A 22,615-nucleotide genomic window follows, 5' to 3' on the forward strand; every position below is an offset into this window, starting at 1 on the left:
GGGTGCAGGGGTGAGGAATCAGAACCGGGTGGAGACACCGGCCTGGAGGGTGCGGGGCGGGATGGGCAGGTCCGTTGGATTGCCCGCACCGGTGAGGTTGCTGCCCACTACGAAAAGCTGGAGCCCGCCCGCTGGCATCAGCCAGGCGACTCGGGCATCCAGGGAGACGGTGGGGCTGGCACGGTAGGAATCCGCCACACCGTCTCCGTTGGTATCGGGATGGAAGGGACGCTCGCCGGTGAGCGCGCCGCGCACGTTGGCCTCCAGGCCCCACTCGCGGTGGCGCCACGTGGCCTGCGCGGTGAGCCGGTGCCGCGCCTGGCCTTCCAGCGCGCGGTCCAGCTCCTGGTCGGTGCCGTCGGTGAGCGTGTAGCCCAGCTCCACCTGGATGCGGCCGGGCAGCGTCTGGCGCAGGCCCAGCTCGCCGCCGCGCACGAGGGCCCGGGCGATGTTGACGTACGAGTAGCGCAGGAAGTCGCCCTCGGACTGGAGCGACGCGGAGATCATGTCGCGCAGCGAGTGCTGGAACAGGCCCACCCACACCACGGAGTCACGCGTGGGGCGCGTCTCCACGTTGAAGCTGAAGCTGCGCGAGCGCTCCGGCTTCAGGTCCGGGTTGCCGCGCACGGTGTAACCCACGGAGGGGTTCTCGAAGTCGATGAGCAGGTCCTGGAAGCCAGGCGCGCGGTAGCCCCAGCCGTAGCTGCCGCGCACGGTGAGCCACGACAGCGGGTCCACCTTCAGCGCGAAGCGGGGCGTGAGCGCGAGCCCGAACTGCGAATCCACGTCCACCCGTCCGCCGCGCACCGCCACCAGTCCCAGGCGCTCCCACAGCGTCCAGCTGTCCTGCGCGTACAGGGAGCCGCGCCCGCGCCGTCCGCGGCCACCGTCCAGCCGGTCCGACTGAAGCCATTCGCCCAGGTACTCGGTGCCCACCACCAGCGCGTGGCCGCCGCCGGGACGTGCGTCCAGCTGCGCGCCCACGCGGGCCTGCTGGTCGCGCGTGTCCTCCACGGTGTCCAGCGCGGAGGCGTTGCGCTGGTCGCGCAGGTAGCGCCGCTCATAGTGCCCGTAGGACACGTCCGTGCGCAGGTTCACCTTCTCACCCAGCCGCCAGGACGGGGACAGGCGCGAGGTGAAGGTGTTGTCGCGGGTGGCCCGGTCGAACACCGCGCCCGCGGCGCCCAGGTCCACGCCGCGCTGGATGCGGTGCGAATAGGACGCGGTGCCCTCCAGCAACAGCGTCTCCGTGCCACGCCAGTCACCGCGCGCGGACAGGTCGTAGCCGCTCAGGCTGCTGCCCGTGGTGCCGATGTCCGAGGCGTCCAGGTCGTAGGCGGAGCGCCGCTGGAGTCCGGCGCTCATACGCAGGCCCCACGCGTCGCCGCGCGTCTCACCGGTGGCGTCCAGGTCCAGGCGCCCGAGCGTGCCGTACGCGGCGCGCAGGTCCGCGCCCAGGGTGCGCTGCGCGCGGCGGGTGATGAAGTTCACCACGCCCGCCACCGCGTCGCTGCCGTAGAGCACGGACCCGGGGCCCTTCACGATTTCGACCTGCTCGATGTCCTCCAGCGACAGGCGCGACAGGTCGATGTCGCCGTCCACCTTGCCGGTGACGCGCTCGCCGTCCACCAGCACCAGCACGTACTCCGGCGCCAGGCCCTGCATGGACAGCCCCGTGCCCGAGAAGCCCTGCTGCACCACGAAGCCCGGGCGCGCGTTCAACAGCTCCGACGCGTCCCGAGCACCGCTGGCGACAATCTCCGAACGGGTGATGACCTCGGTGGCCACCGGCGTCTCGCGCAGACGCTCCTGCGTGCGGGAGCCCGTCACCACCGTCTGGAGCGCGGGCGGCGCCTCCACCGGAGGCGCGGCCTCCGCCGCCTGCGCGGGCTCCGCTTCGGACGGTGACGCGACCTGCGCCACGCCTCCATCCGCGGACGGCGCGTCCTCCGCCCGGGCCAGGCCGGACAGGGCACTCCACAGCAGCGCGCACAGCCACCAACGCCCCGACATCCCACGTCCTCCCGGCACGAAAGCCGGGGGGCCTCCGCTCACGGGAAGCCTGTCGGGCGCTGGGCGCAAGGGCCTCGGGCCTCAGGAAACACACTGCCGCGAGCCCCTCACCGGAAGGCCCGTTCCTTCAAAGTGTCTCAGCCGCCATTGCCCCGGGGAGCACCGCCGCCTCGTGGCTCCGCCGAAGGCCCGGCCTCCAGCGGCACCACCTGCGTCCGGTGACACCGGCGGCACTTCAGCTCCACGCCGCCCGGCACCAGTCGCGCCAGCAGGCTGCCGCACATGCAGCGCAGCTCTCCGGCACTTCCCTGTGGCCCGCATCCCTCGTGCATCGCGGCTCCCTGCGCTCGATGGGGCTGGACGATATTGATACTGAATATCAAAGTCAAAAGACTTCCAGTGAACCCTCCAAGTGGGCGTTCAGAGGAGGACCGGCTACTTCGTGCCCGTCTTCGCCTCGGGGCGCGGGCTGGGCGCGGCGGCCTTCGGCGTGGGGAGCAGGGGCACCCGGCCTTCGGGGTAGAGCGCGGTGAGGCGGTCGCCGCGAAGCTCCAGCGCGGCCAGGTGGCGGCCGTAGTGGGTGCTGAGACCGGTGTCGATGACGATGACGCGGCCGCCGAAGCGGACGGAGAGCCGGCCATCCTTCGACGGCGTGTGGCCCATCACCATGCGGCGGGCGCCGAAGCGCTCCAGCACCTGCGTGAGTCCCGCGTCCCACTTCGCCTCGTCGTCGATGGCGTAGCCGCGGAACCACACCGGGCCCTGCGGATCCACGCCGCCACCCGGCGCCTGTCCCGGAGTCAGGTCCTGCCACACCCAGCGGTTCACCTCCTCCAACGTGGTGCCGGGAACGCTGGGCGCCAGGCCGCCATGGAGGAAGAGTGTGTCGTTGATGCGGATGACGGCGGGGTGCGAGCGCAGCCACTTCCCGTAGCGCCCGTCCGCGGCGTAGGCGGCGGAGTGGCCGTGGAGCCCCTTGGGTTCACCCGGACCGTCAGCGACGGGGGACTGATCCGCGAAGGAGGCGAACTCGCCGGGCGTGACGTAGCGCAGGTCCCCGCGCATGTTCATCAGCTCGTGGTTGCCCAGGAGCGGGTGCACGCGGCCGCCGGCCTTGCGCGCCTCGGTCTCCAGGCGCATGAGCAGCTCGAAGGCGTCACGGGTGTGGTCGCCCCGGTCCGGCAGGTCCCCGGTCTGCACCAGGTGCGCCTTGCCGCCAATCCAGTGGTCCTTCGCGTCGATGAGGCCCGCGAGCCGGAGCACTTCCTTCAGCGCATCCACATCACCGTGCACGTCCGCCACGGCGACGATGCGCTCCACGCCCGTGAAGACGAAGGGGTCCTGCGCCTTCGGGGCGGCGGCCCCCGTGAGCACGGGCAGGAGCAGCAGGGACAGGAGAACGGGACGCACGGGCTTCCTTCCTTCGAAGAGGGAGGAAGCCTAGCGCACGTCCCGTCCGGCCTACGCGTTCGCGGCGGCGTAGATGTCCAGCAGCGTGATGCCCGCGACGGCGCCGGTGGCGGCGAGCAGGCGGCCCTTGCGCACGCCCGGCTCACGCAGGCCCTTTCCCATGGTGGCCAGGTCGAGCGCGTCACCGGCCACGCGCGCCCACAGCCACGGGCGCTTCTTCGCGGGGCTCAGCAGGGCCACACCGGCGGCGAGCTCCCGGGCGCCGTAGGCCCGCACCCACTTGTCCCCGCGCGAGATGCCGAAGAACCGGAGCAGGTTCCACGCCCCCAACAACTCCGTGACGCCCAGGCCCACGCTGAACCACCCCAGCGCGCGCGGCAGCTTGCTCATCACCTTCGCCATGACACCGCCTCCTTCAAGCGGAAAGGTCCGGTGGAAAGCTGCGGGTGTCCCCGGCGCACGCCAAGACCCTTGGCTGTCCGGGCGCTGACGCATGCTGGGAGGCAAGCAGGCGACGGAGCCCCTGCCCTAGAGGGAGTTGCCGCGGAAGCGGGCCGGAATGGCTCGCAGGAGCTGCGGATCCTCCCAGTCCCAGACGCGCTCCGGCGCGCTGTCCACGTCCACCGGCACGGAGTTCCACGCGTGCACGTCGTAGGAGGTGGAGGCGCGCCAGTGGAAGACGAAGCTGAACGCGGCCGTCGCGGCGAGCACGCCCACCAGGGCGCGATGCTGGCGGGGCGCATCCACCGCGAGCTGCACGGGGTACGCGAGGAAGACGACCAGATAGGGCAGCACGTCCGTGAAGAAGCGCGGCCCCACGGAGTGCCCCGCCCACCAGACGGGGAACGCGGAGATGGCCACCCAATGCAGGAGCACGATGACGGCGAAGGCCTTCTCGGAGGGCTCCAGCTCCCGGCGGCGCCACCGCTGGACGAACCCCACCCCGGCGAGCACCAGGAACGGCGAATAGAGGAGCAGCCCGCGCGACGGGCTCACCAGGTTCGTGGCCAGCGCCATGAGGAAGCGCGAACCCATGACGTCCAGCGGGTGCGTGTAATACGGCGACAGGAGCGAGCCGTAGGTGTGGAGGTTGTACCCGCAGAACGGCAGCGCCACGAGCGCCGCGCCCGCGAAGTACGCGGGCAGCAGCCGGCGGAAGCGCAGGGCGAAGTACGCGGTGACGACGACCACGGAGAGGGAGTGCGTGGGCCGGCACACATACGCGAGCGCCACCGCGAGCCCGGCGAGGAGCGCGGTGCGCGGCGTCTGCGCGGGCCTCGCCAGCAGCAGCACGACACAGGCGATGGCGAGCAGCCCGGGGCCGTGCTGCCAGAGGACGCGGCTGGCGGTAGAGTACGCCGTCGTCCCCAGCCCGAAGAGCAGGACGGTGACGAGCGCGGCGCGGGCGGACACGCGCCTTCGCAGCGCGACGAGCAGCACGCCCGCGGCGGCGCACACGTAGAACGAAGCGATGAGATTCTCGGTGCGGTGGAAGGAGCCCAGGTCCACGTTGCCGGTGCTCCGGAACAACTCCAGCCACGCCAGCGCATCCGCGCCGGGAGTCCCCAGGTGCGTGAGCAGCGGCCGTCCCAGCGAGAACAGCCCCTCCGCGGCCGCCAGGAACGGGAGCGCGGAGACCATCACTCCGGGCGGGTACTCGTAATAGGTGTGGCCGCCGTGGACGCCTCGCGCGTACGCGGTCGCCGGGGCGAACGACGGCGCGTACTCGTCCAGGTCGGCGTTGCCCTCGTGGAGGATGCTGGCCGCGGAGGGGATGGACCACAGCGAGTCCGTCTGCATCTGCACCTGGCTCGCGGTGTAGACCGCGAACAACCCCAGACACAGCAGCCAGGCCGCGAGGGACGAAGCCGCGAAGTCGCGGCGGGACGATGAGGACGCCGGAAGCACGGAGCCGCTTCTAGCGAATCTCCGCTCCCCGCGCGCGGCCCGCGTCACGCGGGAGAAAATCAGCGAGGATGGTCCGCATGAAAATCTGGATCGATGCCGATGCGTGTCCGGGGCCCGTGCGGGACATCCTGCTGCGCGCCGTGCAGCGCGTGAAGGTGCCCATCGTCTTCGTGGCGAACAAGCCGCTGGCGCTGCCGCGCCTGGCGTACGTGTCCACCGTGCAGGTGGGCGCGGGGCTGGACGTGGCGGACCGGCACATCGCCACGTCCGCGGAGGCCGGGGACCTGGCCGTCACGCAGGACATCCCGCTGGCCGCGCTGCTCGTCCCCAAGGGCGTCGTGGTGATGGATCCGCGCGGGGAGCTCTTCACGCCGGAGACCATCGACGAGCGCCTGTCGATGCGGAACTTCATGCAGGAGCTGCGCGACAGCGGCGTGAACACGGGCGGCCCTGGCGGCTTCTCACCGCAGGACCGCCAGCAGTTCGCGGCCACGCTGGACCGCGAACTGACCCGGCTGGTGAAGCAGCAGGGCTGAGGCGTCAGAGCCTAATGGCCGGCGCCGCCGCTGCCCTCCGCGGGAGGCGTGCCGGTGGACGGCGCCACGGGGCTCGTGCCGATGCCCTTGTTGCGGTTCCAGGCCTCCGGGATGATGTCCAACCGCGCGCCGGGGTTCTGCGACGGCACGACTTCCGGGGCCAGGTTGTCCGCGCCGCGCATGTCGATGCCGCCCGAGCCGCCCGTGCCCGCCTCGTTGGCGTCCACGCATTTGAAGTCCTCTGGCTTCGAGGACCGCTGGATGCCCGTGCCTCCGGTGGCTTCCGCGTTGGCCTGGGCCTCGGCGCCCACGGTTCCGTAGAAGTTCAGGTCATGCTTGCGCTGCATCTCCTGCGTGCGAGGTGACTCCTCGGAGTCCCAGGACATCTCATCGCTGGCGAATGCCTCGGACGGGGACTCCTGTGGAACGGACGCGGTCTGCGTGGCACAGCCGCCCAGCAGGAGAGCGGTCATCGAGGCCATGAGCGGAAGCTTCATCAGGATGTCCTCCAGAAGTGTCGTCCGCCTCTCAAGTTGGAGGCACTCGCGGCGGGGGCAAGCGACGGGGAGCCAGCCGGGCCAGCGGCCCCGTTCCAGGCCGGGGCCTTATTCAATGGTCCACGGACGCATCGCCCCCGTGCAGACAGGCCAGCGCCGCCACGGCGAGTGACTCGCAGCCGCTGTGCAGCGACCCCTCGCGGTCCGGGGCATAGCGACCGGAGTGCGGCCCGGGGACGTGCGCCACCTTCTCCTGGGGCGTCGTGCCCGGCGCCTCTTCCCATACCTTTCGCGGCGTGATGCCCACGTACCAGTACGCGGTGGGCACCGGATGCTCCGGCCCCTGGGCGAAGAAGGGGAAGTCCTCGCTCGCGGTGCCGAGCACGCCCGGCACCAGCGCGTCGTGACCGAACCATTCCGCGTGCGCGTCCCGGACGCGGCGGAGGAGCTCCGGGTCGTTGCGGTTCACCGGCCCTCGGTTCAGGACCTCCACCTGGGGAGGCTCCGGCGCGCCCGCCGCCGCGGCCTCACCCTTTGCGATGCGTTCGATGGCGGCGAGCACCCGAGCCTGCACCGCGTCGTCTTCCGTGCGCACCGTCAGCTCCAGCAGCGCCTCCTCTGGAATCACGTTCGCGCGCGAGCCCGCCTGGAAGTGGCCCACCGTCACCACCGCGGCCTCCAGCGGCGACAGCTCGCGCGACACGATGGTCTGCAGTCGCAGCACCACACTGGCCCCGAGCACCACGGGGTCCACGGACAGCTCCGGCTGCGCTCCATGCGCGCCCCGGCCGAAGAGGCGGATCCGCACGTGCGCGGAGCCCATCATCGACACACCCTCGCGGTGCATGAAGGTGCCCACCGGCAGCGGCGCCGTGTGCTGGCCCAGCACGGCGTCCGGCGTGCCGAAGCGCGAGTAGAGCCCGGCGTCCAGCATCGCCTTCGCGCCCTGGAGGGTCTCCTCCGCCGGCTGCCCCACCACCATCACCGTGCCGCGCCACGCGTCGCGCGAGCGCGCCAGCACCGCCGCCGTGCCCACCAGACACGCGGTGTGGACGTCATGGCCGCACGCGTGCATCACCGGCTCACCGTCCTCCGTCCGCGCGCGGCTCGCGTACGGCAGCCCCGTCTTCTCCTCCACGGGCAGCGCGTCCATGTCCCCACGCAGGAGCACCGTAGGCCCGTCGCCGTTGCGCAGCAGGCCCACCACGCCGTGGCCGCCCACGTTCCGGCTCACCTCGTAGCCCTCCGCCTCCAACCGGCGCGCCACCTCGGCGGCCGTGCGCGCTTCCTGGCCGGACAGCTCCGGGTGTTCATGCAGGTCCGTGTAGAGCGCGTTCACGTCCGGCAGCACCGCGTCCAGGTGCGCGAGCACGCGCCGGGCGCGGGCCTGGATGCGTGAAGCGGTGGACGGGCCCGCGACGGACTGGGGGTGGGCGGCGTCGTTCATGGCGGAGTGCTCCCGTCCCGAACGCGAGGAGAGGTACCGCGGGCATCCGGGTATGGCTCAAGGTGGAAGCCGGGCGCGGGGCATCACAGGGGATGGGCAGGGAGGCAGGCAGGGGCCTGGCTTCGTGCGCCGCCGCCCCCGCCCTCCGGGGCGCCGTGGGCCTCCGGGGTACCGCCTGTCCGTTCGTTGTTCGCCCCTCCCCCGGAGACCACCTTCTGGCTGCGCATGAGACACATGGAGGGAGCGGTCATGAGGCGAAGCATCGCGTTGGGGCTCTGCATGGCAGGACTGACGGGTGGCGCCGCCAGGGCCCAGGACCCACCGCCGGACGCGCCCACGCAGGTGGGCCGGGTGGATTGGCGGGGCCCCTACTTCCTCCTGGGCTTGGGAGTGGAGGGCTACACGGGCAAGCTCGCGCCCAACCTGGATCCAGGGCCGTCGTATGGCGTCGTCGTGGGCTACCGCGCCAATGACTACCTGGGCTTGGAGCTGGGCTACAGCGGCGGCGTGAGCAGCCTGTCCGTCGCGGACAGCTCCGACTTCTTCGGCACGCCGGACATCGTGCGGAACGGAGCGCAGGCGGCGCTCACGATTGGCTTCACCCCCACCCGGCTGCAGCCCTATGTGCTCGGGGGCATCGGCGTCGAGCGCTACTCGGTGCGCGAGGGCAACTTCTTCCGGTTCTTCGACGACACCGGGGGCTACGCGCCAGTGGGAGCGGGCGTGCGCTTCAAGATAAACCCCCAGCTCACGGCAGAGGTGCGCGGCAGCTACAGCTTCCTCTTCGGACAGGACTTCGCGCCCTCGCAGGACATTGGCGCGGGGGACGGCCGCTACGCGGGCGTTCTGATGATTGGCGGCAGCTATTGAGGTGCGCATGTCCGTCACGCTGATAGACCTGCCCGACGAACAAAGCCGCAGTCAGCACGGGGGCACCCCGGGGCGTGATGCTCAGCCACGGCAACCTGCTGCACGACCTGGGGGCCATCTGCCGTGCCTTCCAGACGCGCGACGACAGCGTGGGCGTCATCTGGCTGCCGCCGTATCACGACATGGGGCTCATTGGAGGCGTGCTGGTGCCGCTGGCGCAGGGCTTCCACACAGTGATGATGTCGCCGCTGACGTTCCTCAAGCGGCCCCGCGCGTGGCTGGAGGCGCTCACCCGCTTCGGCGGCACCATCAGCGGCGGGCCCAACTTCGCGTTCGACCTGTGCGTGCGGCGCATCCCGCCCGCGGAACGGGAGGGCCTGGACCTGAGCCACTGGGAGGTGGCGTTCTGCAGCGCGGAGCCCATCCGCCCGGACACGCTGGAGCGCTTCACGGAGGCGTTCGGACCGCATGGCTTCCGACGCGAGGCGTTCTCCCCATGCTACGGCCTGGCGGAAGGGACGCTCATCGTCTCCGGCGGCGCGAAGGAGGCCGCGCCCATCTTCCGCGACGTGGACACCGCCGCGCTGGAGGCAGGCAGCGCGCGGGCCCCCATTGGAGCGGCCCGGACGTTGGTGAGCAGCGGCGCGACGCTGCCGGATCAATCCCTGTGCATCGTGGCGCCGGGCACCGGTTGCGAGCTTCCGCCGGGAGAGGTGGGCGAGGTCTGGGTGAAGAGGCCCAGCGTGGCGAAGGGCTACTGGAGGCGCGATGAGGAGTCCGCGCAAGTGTTCCAGGCGCGGACCGCGCAGGGAGACGGGCCGTACCTGCGGCCCGGGGACCTGGGCTTCCTGGACGACGGAGAGCTGTACGTCACGGGGAGAGAGAAGGACCTGATCATCATACGCGGCTGGAACCTGTACCCACAGGACCTGGAGTCGGTGGTGGAGGAGAGCCACCCCGCGCTCAGGCCCGGATGCGGCGTGACCTTCGGCGTGGAGATGGACGGCGAAGAACACCTCGTCGTGGTGCAGGAGGTGGATGCACGCAAGTGGGACGGCGAAGTGGCGCCAGTTCTGGGCGCCATCCGAGGACGTCTGGCGACGGTGTACGAGGTGAGGCCCCGCGCGGTGGTGCTCATCGAACCTGGGAGCCGGCCCAAGACCTCCAGCGGCAAGGTGCAGCGGAGGGCCACGCGGGAGGCCTTCCTCGCCGGAGCGTTGCGCGAGTTGCACGCCTGGTGCACGACCGCGCTCAACGGCGCGGACGCGCACACCGAGCGTTCAGCGAGGGAGCTCCGAGTCGTGGCACGCGTGCCGACGCGCTTGGGAGCGCGGGTGGAGGACCTGGACGCCCAGACGCCCTGAACCCAAGGGGCCGGATTCGCGGGAGGAGCCGGAACAGGCACTGAGCGTGCCAGGCGCGACCAGGGCGCCGTCCGAAGCGAGAACCCGAGGGCGCCCGAGCTCCCGGACCATGATGCCCACCTCCCGCCCGACACAGCCCCAAAACCTGTCCGACAGTCGGACAGGTTTCCGCGGCCCGGACGAAGAGAAGGCCTCCCTGGGGCCGGCACTCCAAAACCTGTCCGACTGTTCGACAGGTTTCGATGTCTGGAGCGGGAGCCCCCACCAACGGTCCACAAGACCGGTCCGACTGTCCGACAGGTTTCTGATTCCCGGGAGGCGAGGGGGCGCCCCCTCAGCCGCGGTTCTCCCAAACCGGTCCGACTGTCGGACAGGTTTCTGATTCCCGGGAGGCGAGGGGGCGCCCCATCAGCCGCGGTTCTCCCAAACCGGTCCGACTGTCCGACAGGTTTCCACCTTCCTGACGGGGAGGTGGCCTCCCCTGGTGACGGTTCCCAGAACCGGTCCGACTGTCGGACAGGTTCCCGCGGCTCGGGCGGAGAGGGGGGCCCCCACCCGCCGCGGATCGCAAAACCGGTCCGACTGTCCGACAGGTTCCCGCGGCTCGGGCGGCATGGGCTCCTCACCAGCCTCGGTTCTTCAAACCTGTCCGACTGTCCGACAAGTTTCCGCTGCTCGGGTGGCATGGGCTCCTCACCAGCCTCGGTTCTTCAAACCTGTCCGACTGTCCGACAAGTTTCCGCTGCTCGGGCGGCATGGACTCCTCACCAGCCTCGGTTCTCCAAACCGGTCCGACTGTCCGACAGGTTTTCGCGGCCCGGGCGGCGAGCCAGCCGCGGTTCCCAAGACTGGGCTGGCAGTCGGACAGGTTCGTGAGGGGTGCCGCGGACGGGAGGAACTCGGAGGTCTCGAAACCTGTCCGACTGTCGGACAGGTTTTTTCGGTTCGCCACTGACGGGGAGCCCTCAACGGGTTCTCACCTTCTCATCGCCATGGAGCGCATTCGCTTCCGAGGGCCTGGCGCCTGGTCGGTGGGGCCATGGGCGCATCCGTGCGGGTGGCCTGCGCCAAACTCGTGGCCGGTGCGTCTGGCCCGACGCGTCCCGAAGGGGCTGGGCAGCGTGTCACTGGCGGCCCGGGCGCGTCTTGCTAGCATCGGGCACATCCCCCCGCTGAAAGCTGACTCCGCTGAACGCCACCGAACCGCGCCATCTGGCCGGCCTGGACCTGCTCCGGTGCCTGGCCATCCTCGTCGTCGTCGTCTACCACTACCCCCGCCCCCAAGGCCCCGAGGCCTACCAGGCGTTCGCCAACTTCGGCTGGACGGGTGTGGAGCTGTTCTTCGTGCTCAGCGGCTTCCTCATCGGCTCGCAACTCCTGGAGCCGGTGTCGCGCGGTGAGACGCCGTCACTGCGGCGCTTCTACCTGCGGCGCGCACTGCGCATCCTTCCGTCCTTCCTCGTCGTGCTGGGCCTCTACCTCTTCGTGCCGGCCTGGACCGAACGGCCCCTGGTGACGCCCGCGTGGCGCTTCCTCACCTTCACGCAGAACTTCGGCCTGCGCATCAACGGCTTCTCCCACGCGTGGTCGCTGTGCGTGGAGGAGCACTTCTACCTGGTGCTGCCGCTCACCGTGCTCGCGCTGCGCGGACGCCTTCGCGCGCCGTCCCTCATCGCGATCGCCGCGGCCGTGATGGGCGGAGGCATGCTCCTGCGCGGTGGACTGTGGCTGCGGTACTTCTCCGAGCTCGGTCCCGCCGATCCAGGGTGGCGCGACTTCGACATGCTGCTCTACTACCCGACGTACGCGCGGCTCGACGGGTTGACGTGCGGCGTGCTGCTCGCGGCCTTGCGCGTCTTCCGGCCACAGGCCTGGGAGCGCTGGACTCGCGGCGCCCGCGCGCGGGGCCTGACCGTCGTGGGACTCGCGTGCCTGGGCGGCGTGCTCTTCATCAACGAGGAGCACTTCCGCTACCTCCCCTATGTCCTGCTGTCGTTCCCCCTGGCCGCCCTGGGCTTCGCGGCGCTGCTGATGGCGCTGGCGGGCCCCGCGGCCTCGCGCGTCTGCGCCCGCATCCCGGGCGTGAAGACCTTCGCGGTCCTGAGCTTCACCATCTACCTCACGCACAAGGCCGTGCAGCACGGAGTGCGGGACGCGCTGGCGCCCCATGGAATGGACGCGTTCCACGTCGTCACGTTGTTGGGTGGCGCCGTGGCGGTGCTGCTCGCCTCGCTCGCGCTGCACCATGGCGTGGAGCGGCCCGCGCTGAAGTGGCGGGAGCGGCTGGAGCGGGGGCTCACCTCCAGGAAATCGCAGGCGCAGCCCTCTGTTCCCTGAACGGCGGCCCGCGCTTCTGCTCGACAGAAGCCGCACAAGGGGGTGGCCCTGGGCCCGGGCGTCGCGTGCGCGCTAGACCTCGCGCATGCGCCCCTTCCTGACGGCGACGTGGCGGTACCTGCTGATGCTCAACTACGAGGTAGATCCGGCGGTTCTGCGGCCCCTCGTCCCCCGTGGCACGGAGCTCGACGCGTGGCAGGGCCGCACGTTCGCGAGCATGGTCGGCTTCCGCTTCCTCGACACGCGCGTGCGGGGACTCGCGGTGCCGTTCCACCGGGACTTCGATGAGGTGAACCTGCGCTTCTACGTGCGCCGCCTGGGCCCCGAAGGCTGGCGGCGCGGCGTGGTGTTCGTGCGCGAAATCGTGCCCCGGCTCGCCATCGCCACCGTGGCGCGTGTCCTCTACAACGAGCCCTACGTCGCGCACCCCATGCGCCACGCCGTGAACATGGACGGCGCGGACACCGGCGCGCCCGGCCACGTCGAGTACGCCTGGAAGTCCCACGGCCGCTGGCACCAGCTGTCGGCCCGGACGCTCGGCACACCGGCCGAGAGCGCCCCTGGCTCCCAGGAGGAATTCATCACCGAGCACTACTGGGGCTACACCGCCCAGCGCGACGGCGGCTGCGCCGAGTACCGCGTGGAGCATCCCCGCTGGACCGTCTGGCGCGCCCAGGAGACCGCCTTCGACTGCGACGTGGCCCGCTTCTACGGCCCCGCCTTCACGGAGTGCCTCCGGGGCACGCCCCACTCCGCCTTCGTGGCCACCGGCTCGGAAGTGTCCGTCTTTCCTGGAAATGAACTCCCGCCCTTGCCAGCCCCGTAGAAATCAATATTCTCAATTCACAAATTGATTTTCTGAAGAATCCACCATGACGACCTCCAAGTCCACCTGGCCCGTGCCCACCCGCTGCCCCGTCTGTGGAGGCGGCACCGTCATCGAACGGGTGCGCTGCGACGGGTGCGCGTCCGCGGTGGAGGGGCGCTTCACGACGGGCTGGGTGCAGCAGCTGTCGCCGGAGCAGCTCGCGTTCGTGCGCGTGTTCATCGCGTGCCGGGGGAAGATCAAGGACGTGGAGCAGGCGCTGGGCCTCTCCTATCCGACGGTGGTGTCGCGGCTGGACGACGTGGTGGAGGCCCTGGGCCAGGCGCCCGGAGTCCCGCCGCCTCCTGCGCCGCCACCTCCGCCCCGGGAGCGTGGCTCTCCGCGCCGGGCGCAGATTCTCGATGACCTCGCGGCCGGGCTCATCGACGCGGACGAGGCCGCTCAACGTCTCAAGAAGGCACGGGAGTAACCACCCATGATGGACCCTGAAGCCACGCCGTCCTCCGACGCCTCGTCTTCTTCGCGCGACGGCACCCAGCGCCACGCGATTCCGTGGGGACAGCACGCGGAGTTGGTGCTGCACGCGCCCGTCGCCACGCTCGTCGTGTCGCCGCTGCCGGAGGGAGAGAAGCCCTACCTGGTGACACACGGCCGGGTGGAGACGCGCATCCAGGAGCATGGCCGGGTGACGAAGGTGGAGCTGATGCCGCGCGAGGCCGGCTTCCTGTCACTGTTCTGGCGCCACGGCGGACAGGCGGAGCTGTTCGTGCCGCCCGACGTGCGCGCGAAGCTCCTGCTGGACGCGGGCGCGGTGCGCATCTCCGGCCTGAAGGACTGCGAGCTGGAGCTGAACACCGACGCGGGCACGGCGAGCCTGCGCGACGTGCACGGCAAGCTCACCCTGCGCACGGGCGCGGGACGGATCATCGGCGAGCGCGTGGGCGGCACCCTCCACGTCCACGCCGCCGCGGGCGCGGTGAAGCTGGACGTGGACGCGCTGGACGTGGGCGAGCACCGCATCGGGACGCAGGTGGGCGCGGTGGAGCTGCGCCTGGTGCCCGGGCTGGACGTGAACATCTCCGCCCATACGTCGCTGGGCACGGAGCAGACGCGCTACCCGTCCAACCCCCAGGCGGCCACGACGATCCTGCTGGAGACGGAGCTGGGCTCGGTACGCATCCGCGAGTCGGGCCGTTCACGCGGCGAGGACGCGGAGGGCTGGGAGGAGGACTCGCTGCGCTGGCAGCGTCAGGCGGAGCGCTGGCAGCGCCGCGCCGAGCGCCACGCGAACCAGTGGGCCCACGCCTGGGCGAACTCCTGGGGCGCGCCGCCCTGGGCGGGCCCGGGCGACCGGCACCACCGGCCGCGGCCGCCCGTGCATCCCCCGTCTCCGCAGCAGGCCCGGGGCATCCCCGACGACGAGATGCGCCGCGTGCTGGATCTGGTGGAGGCCGGCAAGCTCAGCGCGGAGGACGCCCAGAAGCTGCTCAAGGCGATGCAGCGGTGAGGCTCAGGCGCCCTGGGTGAGGAAGCGGAAGGGGCGCACGCAGTCCTCGCGGGTGCACCGGAAGAGGTAGCCCCGGCCGTTGTCGCCAAAGTCCAGGCCGAACGGCATCGCGGCCAGCTGCGCGACGAAGTGCATGGGCGCGTCACAGCACTCCGGCGTGGCCTCGCCGTTGAGCCAACCGGGCACGCCGCCCACCTTGCTCTCCGGCGCCTCCGCCTGCGCGCGGTCCAGCGCCAGGAGCTGCTCCTCGGTGGCCTCGTTGACGTCCACCGACAGGGCCTCGGTGTCCTCGGTGGCGGGCTCGAAGCCGAGCGTCCACTCCGCGTACGGCTTCACCGGCCCCGGCGGCGCGCTCACGGAAGGCGCGCCCGCCTTCACCGGCACGGCCGCGTTGGCGCCCTCCTCCGGGTCCCAGCGGAAACAGACGGTGTCGGGGTTCTCGCACTGGAAGACGTGGACCGACGCGTGCGGCGCCAGGTCCAGCCGTCCTTCGACGTGCGGCAACTGGAAGAGGAAGCGCTGGGGCCCGCCGCACATCGCGCAGGCGGGCCACTCCAGGAGCCCCGGCGCCTCGGGCGTGCCCCCCACCTTCAGCAGGGGGACACCGGTGCGGCCAGGGACGAGCGCCCACAGGGGCGCGAACGGACGGGACATGCCCCGGAGTCTAGAAGTCCGCGATGCGGTCGGCCAGCGACGCGTCGTCCACGAAGGGGTTGCGGTTCTGCTGGTAGGTCTCGATGGCGTCGTTGCGCGCCACCTCCGCCGCGTCCACCTTGTCCAGCGTGTTCCACTGCTTGAGCACGGCCTCGTCGTCCGCGGGGATGTGCTTGTTGTAGACGGTGGAGAAGTAGAACAGCGCGCGCGCCACGTTGCCCTTGTGCTCGTCGGGCGGCTCGAAGACGGTGCGGCCCTTCTCGTCGGTGCCGAACCTGGCGCCGTTCTCCTCCCACTTCACGTTCTTCACCGTGCCGAAGGGGTAGTTGCCGCGGATGGAGTTGGCCTTGCTGTCCGTGGGGAACAGGTGGTGCAGGTCCGCCTTCGCCGCGCCCGTGGCGCCCTTGGACTGGGGCCAGGTGTGCTCGGTGTTCATCACGTTGCTGTTGGGAATCTTGTTCGTCTGCACTTCCTTGCCCGTGTAGACGCACTTCACCTTGCCGTCGTGGTTATCGAGCGTGGTGAAGATGACCTTGCGCGCCTGGTTGTAGCCCAGGTCCTTGTGCTTGCTGACCGCGTCATGCAGCGCGTTGATCAGCGCCTGGTCCTTCAGCCCGTCGTAGCGAGGATCCGACTTGGGCGGCACGTCCTCCACTGGCACCTGCGGCGCGGGCACCGGCGTCGTGGGCGTCGTCGGGGCCTTCTTCGCCGAAGGGCCGGCCTCGAACGTGGAGACCGACGAGAACGCCTTCGGGGTGACACGGGCCGTGTTGGCCGGGGCCGACGCGGAGTTCGTCGAGGGGCGGGTCGCGGAGAGCGGGCGGGACGGGATGATCATGACGGCCCTCAGGATTCGAGGTGGGGGGATGACGCATTGTCGTCCGGACACGGGCCCGGTTGCGTGACGCGCCGCATTTTCCCTCCGAGCCGGTTGGTTTCTCCCGCCCGACCCGGGACATCCCGGGAAATGCCCCACCGCCGGGCTCCGGAGCCGGGGAAAAGCGGGGCTCATCGACGGCACCAGGACGGCCCGGGGGCCTGGCTCCGGGAGCCGGGCGGCCCGGACGGGGCGCACGCTATGCCTCCGGGTGTCGCACCAAATGAGGGGGTTTCGTTCATGAAGGTCGTGATTCCGGGTGGCACGGGACAGGTGGGCGCCCTGCTGGCGCGGGCGTTCACCGCGCGGGGGGATGACGTCGTCCTCATCAGCCGGGGAGGCCAGGGAGAGGCGCGCACGGTGTCCTGGGACGGGCGCACCCTGGGTGACTGGGCGAAGGAGGTGGACGGCGCCGACGCGGTCATCAACCTGGCGGGACGCAGCGTGAACTGCCGCTACACGGAGGAGAACCTGCGCCAGATGATGGACTCGCGGGTGGACTCCACGCGGGTGGTGGGCCAGGCCATCCAGCAGGCCGCGAAGCCGCCGCGCGTGTGGCTGCAGATGAGCACCGCGACGCTGTACGCGCACCGGATGGACGCGCCCAACGACGAGGCCACCGGGCTCATTGGCGGGAACGAGCCGGGGGTGCCCGCGTACTGGAAGCGCAGCATCGACATCGCGCAGGCCTGGGAGCGCACGCTGGCGGAAGCCGACACGCCCCACACGCGCAAGGTCGCGCTGCGCACGGCGATGGTGATGAGTCCAGACAAGGAGGGCATCTTCGACGTGCTCCTGGGCCTGACGCGCCGGGGACTGGGAGGCCCCGCGGGCAGCGGGCGGCAGTACGTGTCGTGGATCCACGGCCGGGACTTCGTGCGCGCGGTGCAGCTGCTGCTGGAGCGCGACGACCTGGACGGGCCGGTGAACCTGGCCGCGCCGAACCCGCTGCCCCAGCGGGAGCTGATGGCGAAGCTGCGCGAGGCGGCGCACGTGAGCGTGGGGCTGCCGGCGGCGAAGTGGATGCTGGAGGTGGGCGCGTTCTTCATGCGCACGGACACGGAGCTCTTGCTCAAGAGCCGCCGCGTGGTGCCCGGGCGGCTGCTGGACGCGGGCTTCACCTTCGAGTACCCCGACTGGGGGACCGCCGTGACGAACCTCGTCGAGCGCTGGCGCGCGGGGAGCGGCCCCGTCCGGAGCTGACCGTGTCCACGAAGCAGTACCGCGTCCGTTGGGGTCGCATCGCCGTGTTGGGGCTCGCGCTGGGCGCGCTGGGCACGGGCGGGTTCACGGCGGCGCGAGGCCTGCGCACGGCCCAGGCGCTGGTGCACCCGGCGCGCATCCCGGTGACTCGGCCCTCCGGCCAGGACGCGCTGCCAGACATGGAGGACGTGTCCTTCGAGGCCGCGGGGCGGAAGCTTCAAGGGTGGTACGTGCCGTCGCGCGACGGGACGGCGGTGTTGCTGGTGCACGGCTTCGCGGACAACCGCACGCGTGTGCTTTTCGAAGCCCGGGTGTTGTCGGAGGCGGGGCACGGCGTGCTGCTCTTCGACCTGCACGGCCAGGGTGAGAGCGAAGGCGACGCGATTGGCTGGGGCGACAGTGAGCGCGAGGACGTGCGCGCGGCCCTGGCCTTCGTTCGGGCCCGGCCGGACGTCACCCCGGGACGCGTGGGCCTGTTCGGATTCTCCATGGGCGGGACGACGGCGCTGCTGGTGGCGCAGGAGGACGCGCGGGTGAGGGCGGTGGCGGCGGCGGGAGCGTTCCCGGACCTGGCGGGGGACATGGGCTCGCACTACGGCCTGAGCACCTGGGCGGTGCTGTGGGGCCTGCGCCGGTCCGGCATCGACGTGGACGCGGTGAGGCCCGTGGACGGCATGTGCCGGCTGGAAGGCCGGCCGCTGCTGCTCATCAACGGAGGCAGCGACCCGGACGGTCCCCAGAAGCTGGACGGCCGCCTCTACCGCGCCGCCTGCGAGCCCCGCGAGCAGTGGCTGGTGCCGGAAGCGGCCCACGGCGAATACGCCCAGAAGGATCCCGAAGGCTACGCCCGCCACCTGCGGGAGTTCTTCGCCCGCGCGCTATGAGCCCTGTCCCCGGGTGACGAGATCCAACCGGCCGTCTCACTCTCGGCGGCCCCTGGCGACGAACTCCCCGCGGCTGTGGATGCCGGTCTTCTCGAACAGCGACTTGATGTGGACCTTCACCGTCTCCACGGAGCACCCGAGCCGGGAGGAGATCTCCTTGTTCGCCAGGCCTTCGTGAAGACAGTCCGCCACGCGTGACTCCTGGGCGGTGAGCTTCTCCTTCCAGTCCGGGCGCAGCCAGTGGACCCGCTCGTGCATCCGCACCTGCCACAGATTGCGGCCCCCCCAGCTGACGGCGGAGGGACCGAACGTCACGTCCAGCCGGTCCGCGCCGCGCTCCAGCGTGAGGGACTCCAGCCGCGGATCCACCGCGACATCGAAGCGGGACAGCGCCCTCACCCGCTCCGCCCAGGCGCGGGGAACCCCGTCGCTGAGTTCATGGGACGGAAACCACCGCTCCAGCAGCGGAATGGCCGGCCCCGTGTCCACCACCTTCCGCCCCAGGCTGTTGAGCACCAGCACCGGGCTCGCCCCCATCGCGATGGCCTTCAGCAGGTCCCGCTCGAAGCGCACGGCATAGAGCTCCTGGAGCCGCGCCACCGCCCGGGAGATGTACGGGATGATCTGCTGCAGGAACCACTGCGCCCGGAGCGTGAAGGGCCGGGTGGACTCCCGGTACATCGCGATGCCGCCCTTCAGGTCCTGCTCCGTGAAGAGAAGTGACGCCAGCACGCGCTTGAGCTTCAGCCCCGCGCCCTGGCTGCGCCGGAAGGTCTCCGTCTCCACCAGCGCCTGCCCCCGCAGCATCTGCTCGTCGCTGAGCACCAGGTTGGGCTGCACCACCGTGGCGCGGAAGACGAAATCCTCCTGCACCCACTCCGCGTAATCCTTGAGGAGGGGGTGGACGGTGTCCGTCTTCCACTGCAATCCCGCCGTCCCATCCGGGTTCGCGCAGCCCACCGCGAGGTGGTCCGCCTCGCAGAGCGAGAGGAGCGCCCGGGAGAGGGCTTCATAGACGTCCTCCAGCGTCCGGGCGTTGCCCAGCGCTTCCTTCAACTCCGCGACCAACGCCTGCTCACGCGACAGGAACTTCCGTGCCTTGCCCATGGGTACGACCCCCGTTTGCAATACCCATCAAGTATTACGAGGGCGGAAACAGGGCCCATCCCCCCAAAGAGGTATGGCGGGCCTGCCGGGCGTGGCCGCCTGCTACGCGCGGCGACCCTCGGTGAGGAACTTCATGCGGGCCCGGTCCCGGCCCCGGCTCTGGGTCCCGGTCTTCCGGTAGATGGCCTTCACCTGATCCTTCACCGTCTGCACCGACTTCTTCATCTGGCGCGCCATGTCCTGGTTCGACAGGCCCTGGTAGAGACCATCCGCCACCACGCGCTCCGCGGGCGACAGCAATCGCAGCCAGTCCTCCCGCAGCCAGTGCGGACGCTCGACGATGCGGACCTGCCACAGGGGATTGCCTGCCCAGGGGATGGTGGAGAGGGAGAACGTCACCTGCAATTGCTCTCCGTCCGCATCCCGCGCATCCCTGAGCAGGTCCGGGGGGAACATCCCCTTCACGCGCGACAACGCCTCCACGCGCTTCACCCACGCCTGGGGAATCCCCTGCGGCGTCAGCTCCGAGCGCGAGAACCACTTCTCCAACAGCCGCGTGGCCGCGTTCGTCCGGACCATCTCCCGGCCCCAGGGCGTCAGCACCAGCAGGGCCCCGGGCTCGACGGCGCCGGCCTTGAGCAGGTCCAACTCCAATCCCTGCGCATGGAGCTTCTGCACCCGGCTGACCGCGCGGTGGATGGCGGGCACCAGCTGCTGCAACAACTGCTGGCTGCGCGCCGGGAAGGGCCGGGAGGCCTCGCTGTAGACCGCGAGCCCGCCCTTGAGGCCCTGCTGCTCTTCAATGAGCAGCGTCGCCATCACGTGCCGCAGGTCCAGCCCCGCCTCCACGCTTCGCTGACGGGTCTCCATGGCGTCCAGCTTCTGTCCCCGGAGCATCTCCGCCGTGCTCAACACGCGGTTGGGCTGGGCAATCGTGGCCTGGAAGACGAAGTCGTTCGTCACCCAATCGGAGTAGTGCTTGAGCAGGGGCATCGTCGTGCGGCTCGTCCACTGGAGCCCCACGGAGCCATCCAGGTTGGCGCAGCCCAGCGCGAAGTGGTCCGCCTGGCACAGCTGGAGGACACGCGCCTCCAGGACGTCGTGGATGTCCTTGTAGCTGCCGACGTCAATCAGGTCCGTCAGCAGCTCCGTCCGAATCGACTCTTCACGTGACGTGAATCGCAAGGCCCTACCCATGCGGAGTGCCTCCCCAGGCAATGCCATCCATCCCAAGCATGACACGGAGGAGCCCTACGGCTGGAAGCCCCTCCCCCACCCGCCCGCCTTTCCGCTCCCCGACGCGGCGACGACGCCGGGCTGGACGGCTCCCCCCCTGGCAGGTCAGCCTGGACATCCTTGGAGGATGCAACCCACATGGCTGCCCCGCTGCCCCCTGAAGGCCAGTTCCACATCGAGGTCATCAAGCTCCTGCTCCAGGTGGCCACCAGCGACGACCGCGTCACCCGCGAGGAGATTGACGCCATCATCGAAACCGCACGCGGCTTCAGCGTGCCCCTGACGGAGCTCAGCGCCCTCACCCGCTGCCTCCACGAGGGCCAGCCGCTCCCGCCACCGAACCTGAGCGTCCTGCGCCAGGACCCCAAGGCCGTGCTCGACGCGGTCCACGCCCTCGTCATTGGAGACGGCCACCTGGACGAATCGGAGATCGCCATGATCCGGCAGATCCGCGAGCTGCTCGGCATCGCCCCCTGAAACCTTCAGGAGGCGCCCCCCGCTGGCGACCCGGAGCCCGGGCCGCGGCGCACCGCCCTCACGTCACGACGCGGTCACGTGCAACGGGTGTCCGTCCTTGTGCTCGGGCGCGCCCGCGAGCCTGCGGGTGAGCCGGCGGCGCACGACGTCCACGTGCTCGCGGAAGAAGTACAGGTTCTCCGCGTAGGCGGTCGGCACCGCGATGCGGTTCACCTCGCGCTCGGCCTCCTCCAGCCGCTTGAGCATGGCCTGGAGCAGCTCCTGGTCCGGGTCCTCATCCAGCTGGATTTCAATCTCCTTCAGCCGCGCGTACCACCGGTGGATGCGTGAGCGGACCCGCCACAGGAACATCGCGGGCACCGCCCGCCCCAGCGGCACCACCACCGCGATGATGGGCACCAGCATCACCCACAGCCGGTCCACCAGGTTCGCCGCCCAGAAGGGCAGGTAACGCTGCAGCAGCGGAACGCCCGTCGCGTAGTAGCGCTTCGCCTCGCTGCTCAGCGGGAAGCCCGCCGCGAGCGGCGCGGGGAACTCGCCCGTCTTGTCCAGGATGCCCGCCGTGCCGCTGATCTCACTGGCCGCACGCATCAGGAGATACGCGAGCGCCGGGTGCAGTGAGTCCTTCGCCAGCAGGAGCGCGTTGGGCGCGAGCAGCACCACGTCATGGTCCGGCACGTCCTTGGCGAAGTCGAACACGCCCTGAGGCAGCACGTGGCGCGACAGGTACGGATAGCGGCGCGTGTACGCCTCCGCGCGATTGAAGCTCAAGAGGCGCACGTCCTTCACCGCGGCCAGCTTCTGGATGCGAGGCGACTCCGCCGGCGACACCAGGAACACCGCGTCCACCTTGCCCTGCGTCAGCGCGTCGATGGCCGCGTCCCGGTCCAGCGGCAGCAGTTCCGTGGGCGCCGTGTCCACCTTGTTCGCCTGGAGCAGCGTCATCGCCAGCGCGCGCGTGCCGCTCTCCTCGGGCCCTACAGCGATGCGCTTGCCCTGAAGGCCGCGCACGTCATCCAAGGACTCACCCCGGTAGAAGACCCACAGCGGCACGTAGGAGAGGCTCCCCAGTGACGCCACGTGCTCCGGCACCTCCTGGCCCTTGCCGCCGGTGGTGCCGCTCTGAGCGAAGGCGATGTCCACCCCGCTGTCCTCCGCGCTCAACAGCGCCACGCTGCCCACGGAGCCCTTCGTGTTGCGCAGCTCCAGCGTCACCCCGTGCTGCGCGAGGAACTTCTGGTAGCGCTTCGCCATGTAGTTGAAGCCGCCCTCTTCCGGCGCCAGCGCCATCACCAGGGTCTTGGGCGGCGCGGGCTTGACGAAATAGAACGTCACCGCGAACGCCACCGCGATGAGCAGCGTCGCGGGAGCGACGGCGAACCACAGGTCGCGCCGCAACGTGCGCTTGAGCTGCGCCTTCAACGTGTCCGTCTTCATGAAGCCGCGCAGTATACCGACCACG

Annotated in this window: 21 protein-coding genes and 1 pseudogene; 10 read left to right on the forward strand and 12 right to left on the reverse strand. The window is 70.6% G+C overall.

The genetic code is table 11. From position 1 onward, the window contains the following. Window positions 1-18: 18 nt before the first annotated feature. The 5 genes from D7X30_RS23725 to D7X30_RS23745 form a co-directional block, all read right to left on the reverse strand. Complete coding sequence (locus D7X30_RS23725) at window positions 19-2,013, reverse strand: TonB-dependent siderophore receptor (RefSeq protein ID WP_120565215.1); 1,995 nt, start codon at window positions 2,011-2,013, stop codon at window positions 19-21. A gap of 137 nt (window positions 2,014-2,150) precedes the next feature. Further along, the gene (locus tag D7X30_RS23730; RefSeq protein ID WP_233591739.1) at window positions 2,151-2,297 is read right to left on the reverse strand and encodes a hypothetical protein; all 147 of its coding nucleotides are present in this window, start codon (window positions 2,295-2,297) and stop codon (window positions 2,151-2,153) included. 151 nt (window positions 2,298-2,448) lie between these two features. Further along, window positions 2,449-3,423 carry a metallophosphoesterase gene (locus D7X30_RS23735; RefSeq protein WP_120565217.1) on the reverse strand — a complete coding sequence of 325 codons (975 nt, stop codon included), beginning with the start codon at window positions 3,421-3,423 and terminating at the stop codon, window positions 2,449-2,451. A 51-nt stretch (window positions 3,424-3,474) separates the two neighbouring features. Further along, window positions 3,475-3,825: a hypothetical protein gene (locus D7X30_RS23740; RefSeq protein WP_120565218.1), complete on the reverse strand. Its 351-nt coding sequence runs from the start codon at window positions 3,823-3,825 to the stop codon at window positions 3,475-3,477. A 126-nt stretch (window positions 3,826-3,951) separates the two neighbouring features. Next, window positions 3,952-5,331: a hypothetical protein gene (locus tag D7X30_RS23745; RefSeq protein WP_120565219.1), complete on the reverse strand. Its 1,380-nt coding sequence runs from the start codon at window positions 5,329-5,331 to the stop codon at window positions 3,952-3,954. Window positions 5,332-5,408: 77 nt separating this feature from the next. Between D7X30_RS23745 and D7X30_RS23750 the strand changes: the two genes are divergently transcribed. Beyond that, complete coding sequence (locus D7X30_RS23750) at window positions 5,409-5,867, forward strand: YaiI/YqxD family protein (RefSeq protein WP_120565220.1); 459 nt, start codon at window positions 5,409-5,411, stop codon at window positions 5,865-5,867. Window positions 5,868-5,878: 11 nt separating this feature from the next. On the opposite strand, the gene D7X30_RS23755 is transcribed toward D7X30_RS23750, so the two are convergent. Then, a complete protein-coding gene (locus tag D7X30_RS23755; RefSeq protein WP_120565221.1) occupies window positions 5,879-6,364 on the reverse strand; it encodes a hypothetical protein in 486 nt (161 codons plus the stop codon). A 112-nt stretch (window positions 6,365-6,476) separates the two neighbouring features. Further along, on the reverse strand, window positions 6,477-7,811 hold the full coding sequence (locus D7X30_RS23760) for an amidohydrolase (protein ID WP_120565222.1): 1,335 nt from the start codon (window positions 7,809-7,811) through the stop codon (window positions 6,477-6,479). A 249-nt stretch (window positions 7,812-8,060) separates the two neighbouring features. Here D7X30_RS23760 and D7X30_RS23765 point away from each other — a divergent pair, with 249 nt between their 5' ends. The 6 genes and pseudogenes from D7X30_RS23765 (at window position 8,061) to D7X30_RS23790 (ending at window position 14,715) form a co-directional block, all read left to right on the forward strand. Then, window positions 8,061-8,681 (forward strand): outer membrane beta-barrel protein, encoded by a 621-nt coding sequence (locus D7X30_RS23765; RefSeq protein WP_120565281.1) that lies wholly within the window; start codon window positions 8,061-8,063, stop codon window positions 8,679-8,681. A 65-nt stretch (window positions 8,682-8,746) separates the two neighbouring features. Beyond that, window positions 8,747-10,045 (forward strand): annotated as a pseudogene (locus tag D7X30_RS23770) (fatty acyl-AMP ligase); the annotation flags it as partial. A 1,227-nt stretch (window positions 10,046-11,272) separates the two neighbouring features. Then, a complete protein-coding gene (locus D7X30_RS23775) occupies window positions 11,273-12,382 on the forward strand; it encodes an acyltransferase (protein WP_120565223.1) in 1,110 nt (369 codons plus the stop codon). Between the two features lie 85 nt (window positions 12,383-12,467). Next, window positions 12,468-13,208, forward strand: coding sequence for a YqjF family protein (locus D7X30_RS23780; RefSeq protein ID WP_120565224.1), 741 nt, complete (start codon window positions 12,468-12,470; stop codon window positions 13,206-13,208). Window positions 13,209-13,254: 46 nt separating this feature from the next. Next, the gene (locus D7X30_RS23785) at window positions 13,255-13,677 is read left to right on the forward strand and encodes a DUF2089 domain-containing protein (RefSeq protein WP_120565225.1); all 423 of its coding nucleotides are present in this window, start codon (window positions 13,255-13,257) and stop codon (window positions 13,675-13,677) included. A gap of 6 nt (window positions 13,678-13,683) precedes the next feature. Beyond that, window positions 13,684-14,715 (forward strand): hypothetical protein, encoded by a 1,032-nt coding sequence (locus D7X30_RS23790; protein WP_120565226.1) that lies wholly within the window; start codon window positions 13,684-13,686, stop codon window positions 14,713-14,715. Window positions 14,716-14,718: 3 nt separating this feature from the next. On the opposite strand, the gene D7X30_RS23795 is transcribed toward D7X30_RS23790, so the two are convergent. Both D7X30_RS23795 and D7X30_RS23800 read right to left on the reverse strand, forming a co-directional pair. Beyond that, window positions 14,719-15,369, reverse strand: coding sequence for a hypothetical protein (locus D7X30_RS23795; protein ID WP_120565227.1), 651 nt, complete (start codon window positions 15,367-15,369; stop codon window positions 14,719-14,721). Between the two features lie 10 nt (window positions 15,370-15,379). Further along, window positions 15,380-16,207, reverse strand: coding sequence for an endonuclease I family protein (locus D7X30_RS23800; RefSeq protein ID WP_120565228.1), 828 nt, complete (start codon window positions 16,205-16,207; stop codon window positions 15,380-15,382). A 279-nt stretch (window positions 16,208-16,486) separates the two neighbouring features. Here D7X30_RS23800 and D7X30_RS23805 point away from each other — a divergent pair, with 279 nt between their 5' ends. Together D7X30_RS23805 and D7X30_RS23810 are read left to right on the forward strand one after the other, a co-directional pair. Continuing rightward, window positions 16,487-17,449, forward strand: a complete 963-nt coding sequence (locus D7X30_RS23805; protein WP_120565229.1) for a TIGR01777 family oxidoreductase — start codon at window positions 16,487-16,489, stop codon at window positions 17,447-17,449. 2 nt (window positions 17,450-17,451) lie between these two features. Then, window positions 17,452-18,333 carry an alpha/beta hydrolase gene (locus D7X30_RS23810; protein ID WP_120565230.1) on the forward strand — a complete coding sequence of 294 codons (882 nt, stop codon included), beginning with the start codon at window positions 17,452-17,454 and terminating at the stop codon, window positions 18,331-18,333. Between the two features lie 36 nt (window positions 18,334-18,369). Here the strand turns inward: D7X30_RS23810 and D7X30_RS23815 are convergent, their stop codons facing one another. Both D7X30_RS23815 and D7X30_RS23820 read right to left on the reverse strand, forming a co-directional pair. After that, window positions 18,370-19,440 (reverse strand): helix-turn-helix transcriptional regulator, encoded by a 1,071-nt coding sequence (locus tag D7X30_RS23815; protein WP_120565231.1) that lies wholly within the window; start codon window positions 19,438-19,440, stop codon window positions 18,370-18,372. A 102-nt stretch (window positions 19,441-19,542) separates the two neighbouring features. Beyond that, a complete protein-coding gene (locus D7X30_RS23820) occupies window positions 19,543-20,637 on the reverse strand; it encodes a helix-turn-helix transcriptional regulator (protein ID WP_158619355.1) in 1,095 nt (364 codons plus the stop codon). 177 nt (window positions 20,638-20,814) lie between these two features. On the opposite strand from D7X30_RS23820, the gene D7X30_RS23825 reads away from it, so the two are divergent. After that, a complete protein-coding gene (locus tag D7X30_RS23825; protein ID WP_120565233.1) occupies window positions 20,815-21,153 on the forward strand; it encodes a TerB family tellurite resistance protein in 339 nt (112 codons plus the stop codon). Window positions 21,154-21,216: 63 nt separating this feature from the next. On the opposite strand, the gene D7X30_RS23830 is transcribed toward D7X30_RS23825, so the two are convergent. Beyond that, a complete protein-coding gene (locus tag D7X30_RS23830; RefSeq protein WP_120565282.1) occupies window positions 21,217-22,590 on the reverse strand; it encodes a TAXI family TRAP transporter solute-binding subunit in 1,374 nt (457 codons plus the stop codon). Window positions 22,591-22,615 lie beyond the last annotated feature (25 nt).

This window comes from Corallococcus sp. AB011P, assembly GCF_003611605.1.
In the GTDB taxonomy this organism is placed as follows: Bacteria; Myxococcota; Myxococcia; order Myxococcales; family Myxococcaceae; genus Corallococcus; species Corallococcus coralloides.

Coding starts and splice junctions, on each gene's coding strand:
- D7X30_RS23725 (WP_120565215.1), bottom strand. CDS start 2,013: ATGTCGGGGCGTTGGTGGCTGTGCGCGCTGCTGTGGAGTGCCCTGTCC.
- D7X30_RS23730 (WP_233591739.1), bottom strand. CDS start 2,297: ATGTGCGGCAGCCTGCTGGCGCGACTGGTGCCGGGCGGCGTGGAGCTG.
- D7X30_RS23740 (WP_120565218.1), bottom strand. CDS start 3,825: ATGGCGAAGGTGATGAGCAAGCTGCCGCGCGCGCTGGGGTGGTTCAGC.
- D7X30_RS23750 (WP_120565220.1), top strand. CDS start 5,409: ATGAAAATCTGGATCGATGCCGATGCGTGTCCGGGGCCCGTGCGGGAC.
- D7X30_RS23755 (WP_120565221.1), bottom strand. CDS start 6,364: ATGAAGCTTCCGCTCATGGCCTCGATGACCGCTCTCCTGCTGGGCGGC.
- D7X30_RS23760 (WP_120565222.1), bottom strand. CDS start 7,811: ATGAACGACGCCGCCCACCCCCAGTCCGTCGCGGGCCCGTCCACCGCT.
- D7X30_RS23765 (WP_120565281.1), top strand. CDS start 8,061: ATGAGGCGAAGCATCGCGTTGGGGCTCTGCATGGCAGGACTGACGGGT.
- D7X30_RS23780 (WP_120565224.1), top strand. CDS start 12,468: ATGCGCCCCTTCCTGACGGCGACGTGGCGGTACCTGCTGATGCTCAAC.
- D7X30_RS23785 (WP_120565225.1), top strand. CDS start 13,255: ATGACGACCTCCAAGTCCACCTGGCCCGTGCCCACCCGCTGCCCCGTC.
- D7X30_RS23790 (WP_120565226.1), top strand. CDS start 13,684: ATGATGGACCCTGAAGCCACGCCGTCCTCCGACGCCTCGTCTTCTTCG.
- D7X30_RS23795 (WP_120565227.1), bottom strand. CDS start 15,369: ATGTCCCGTCCGTTCGCGCCCCTGTGGGCGCTCGTCCCTGGCCGCACC.
- D7X30_RS23800 (WP_120565228.1), bottom strand. CDS start 16,207: ATGATCATCCCGTCCCGCCCGCTCTCCGCGACCCGCCCCTCGACGAAC.
- D7X30_RS23805 (WP_120565229.1), top strand. CDS start 16,487: ATGAAGGTCGTGATTCCGGGTGGCACGGGACAGGTGGGCGCCCTGCTG.
- D7X30_RS23815 (WP_120565231.1), bottom strand. CDS start 19,440: ATGGGCAAGGCACGGAAGTTCCTGTCGCGTGAGCAGGCGTTGGTCGCG.
- D7X30_RS23820 (WP_158619355.1), bottom strand. CDS start 20,637: ATGGGTAGGGCCTTGCGATTCACGTCACGTGAAGAGTCGATTCGGACG.
- D7X30_RS23825 (WP_120565233.1), top strand. CDS start 20,815: ATGGCTGCCCCGCTGCCCCCTGAAGGCCAGTTCCACATCGAGGTCATC.
- D7X30_RS23830 (WP_120565282.1), bottom strand. CDS start 22,590: ATGAAGACGGACACGTTGAAGGCGCAGCTCAAGCGCACGTTGCGGCGC.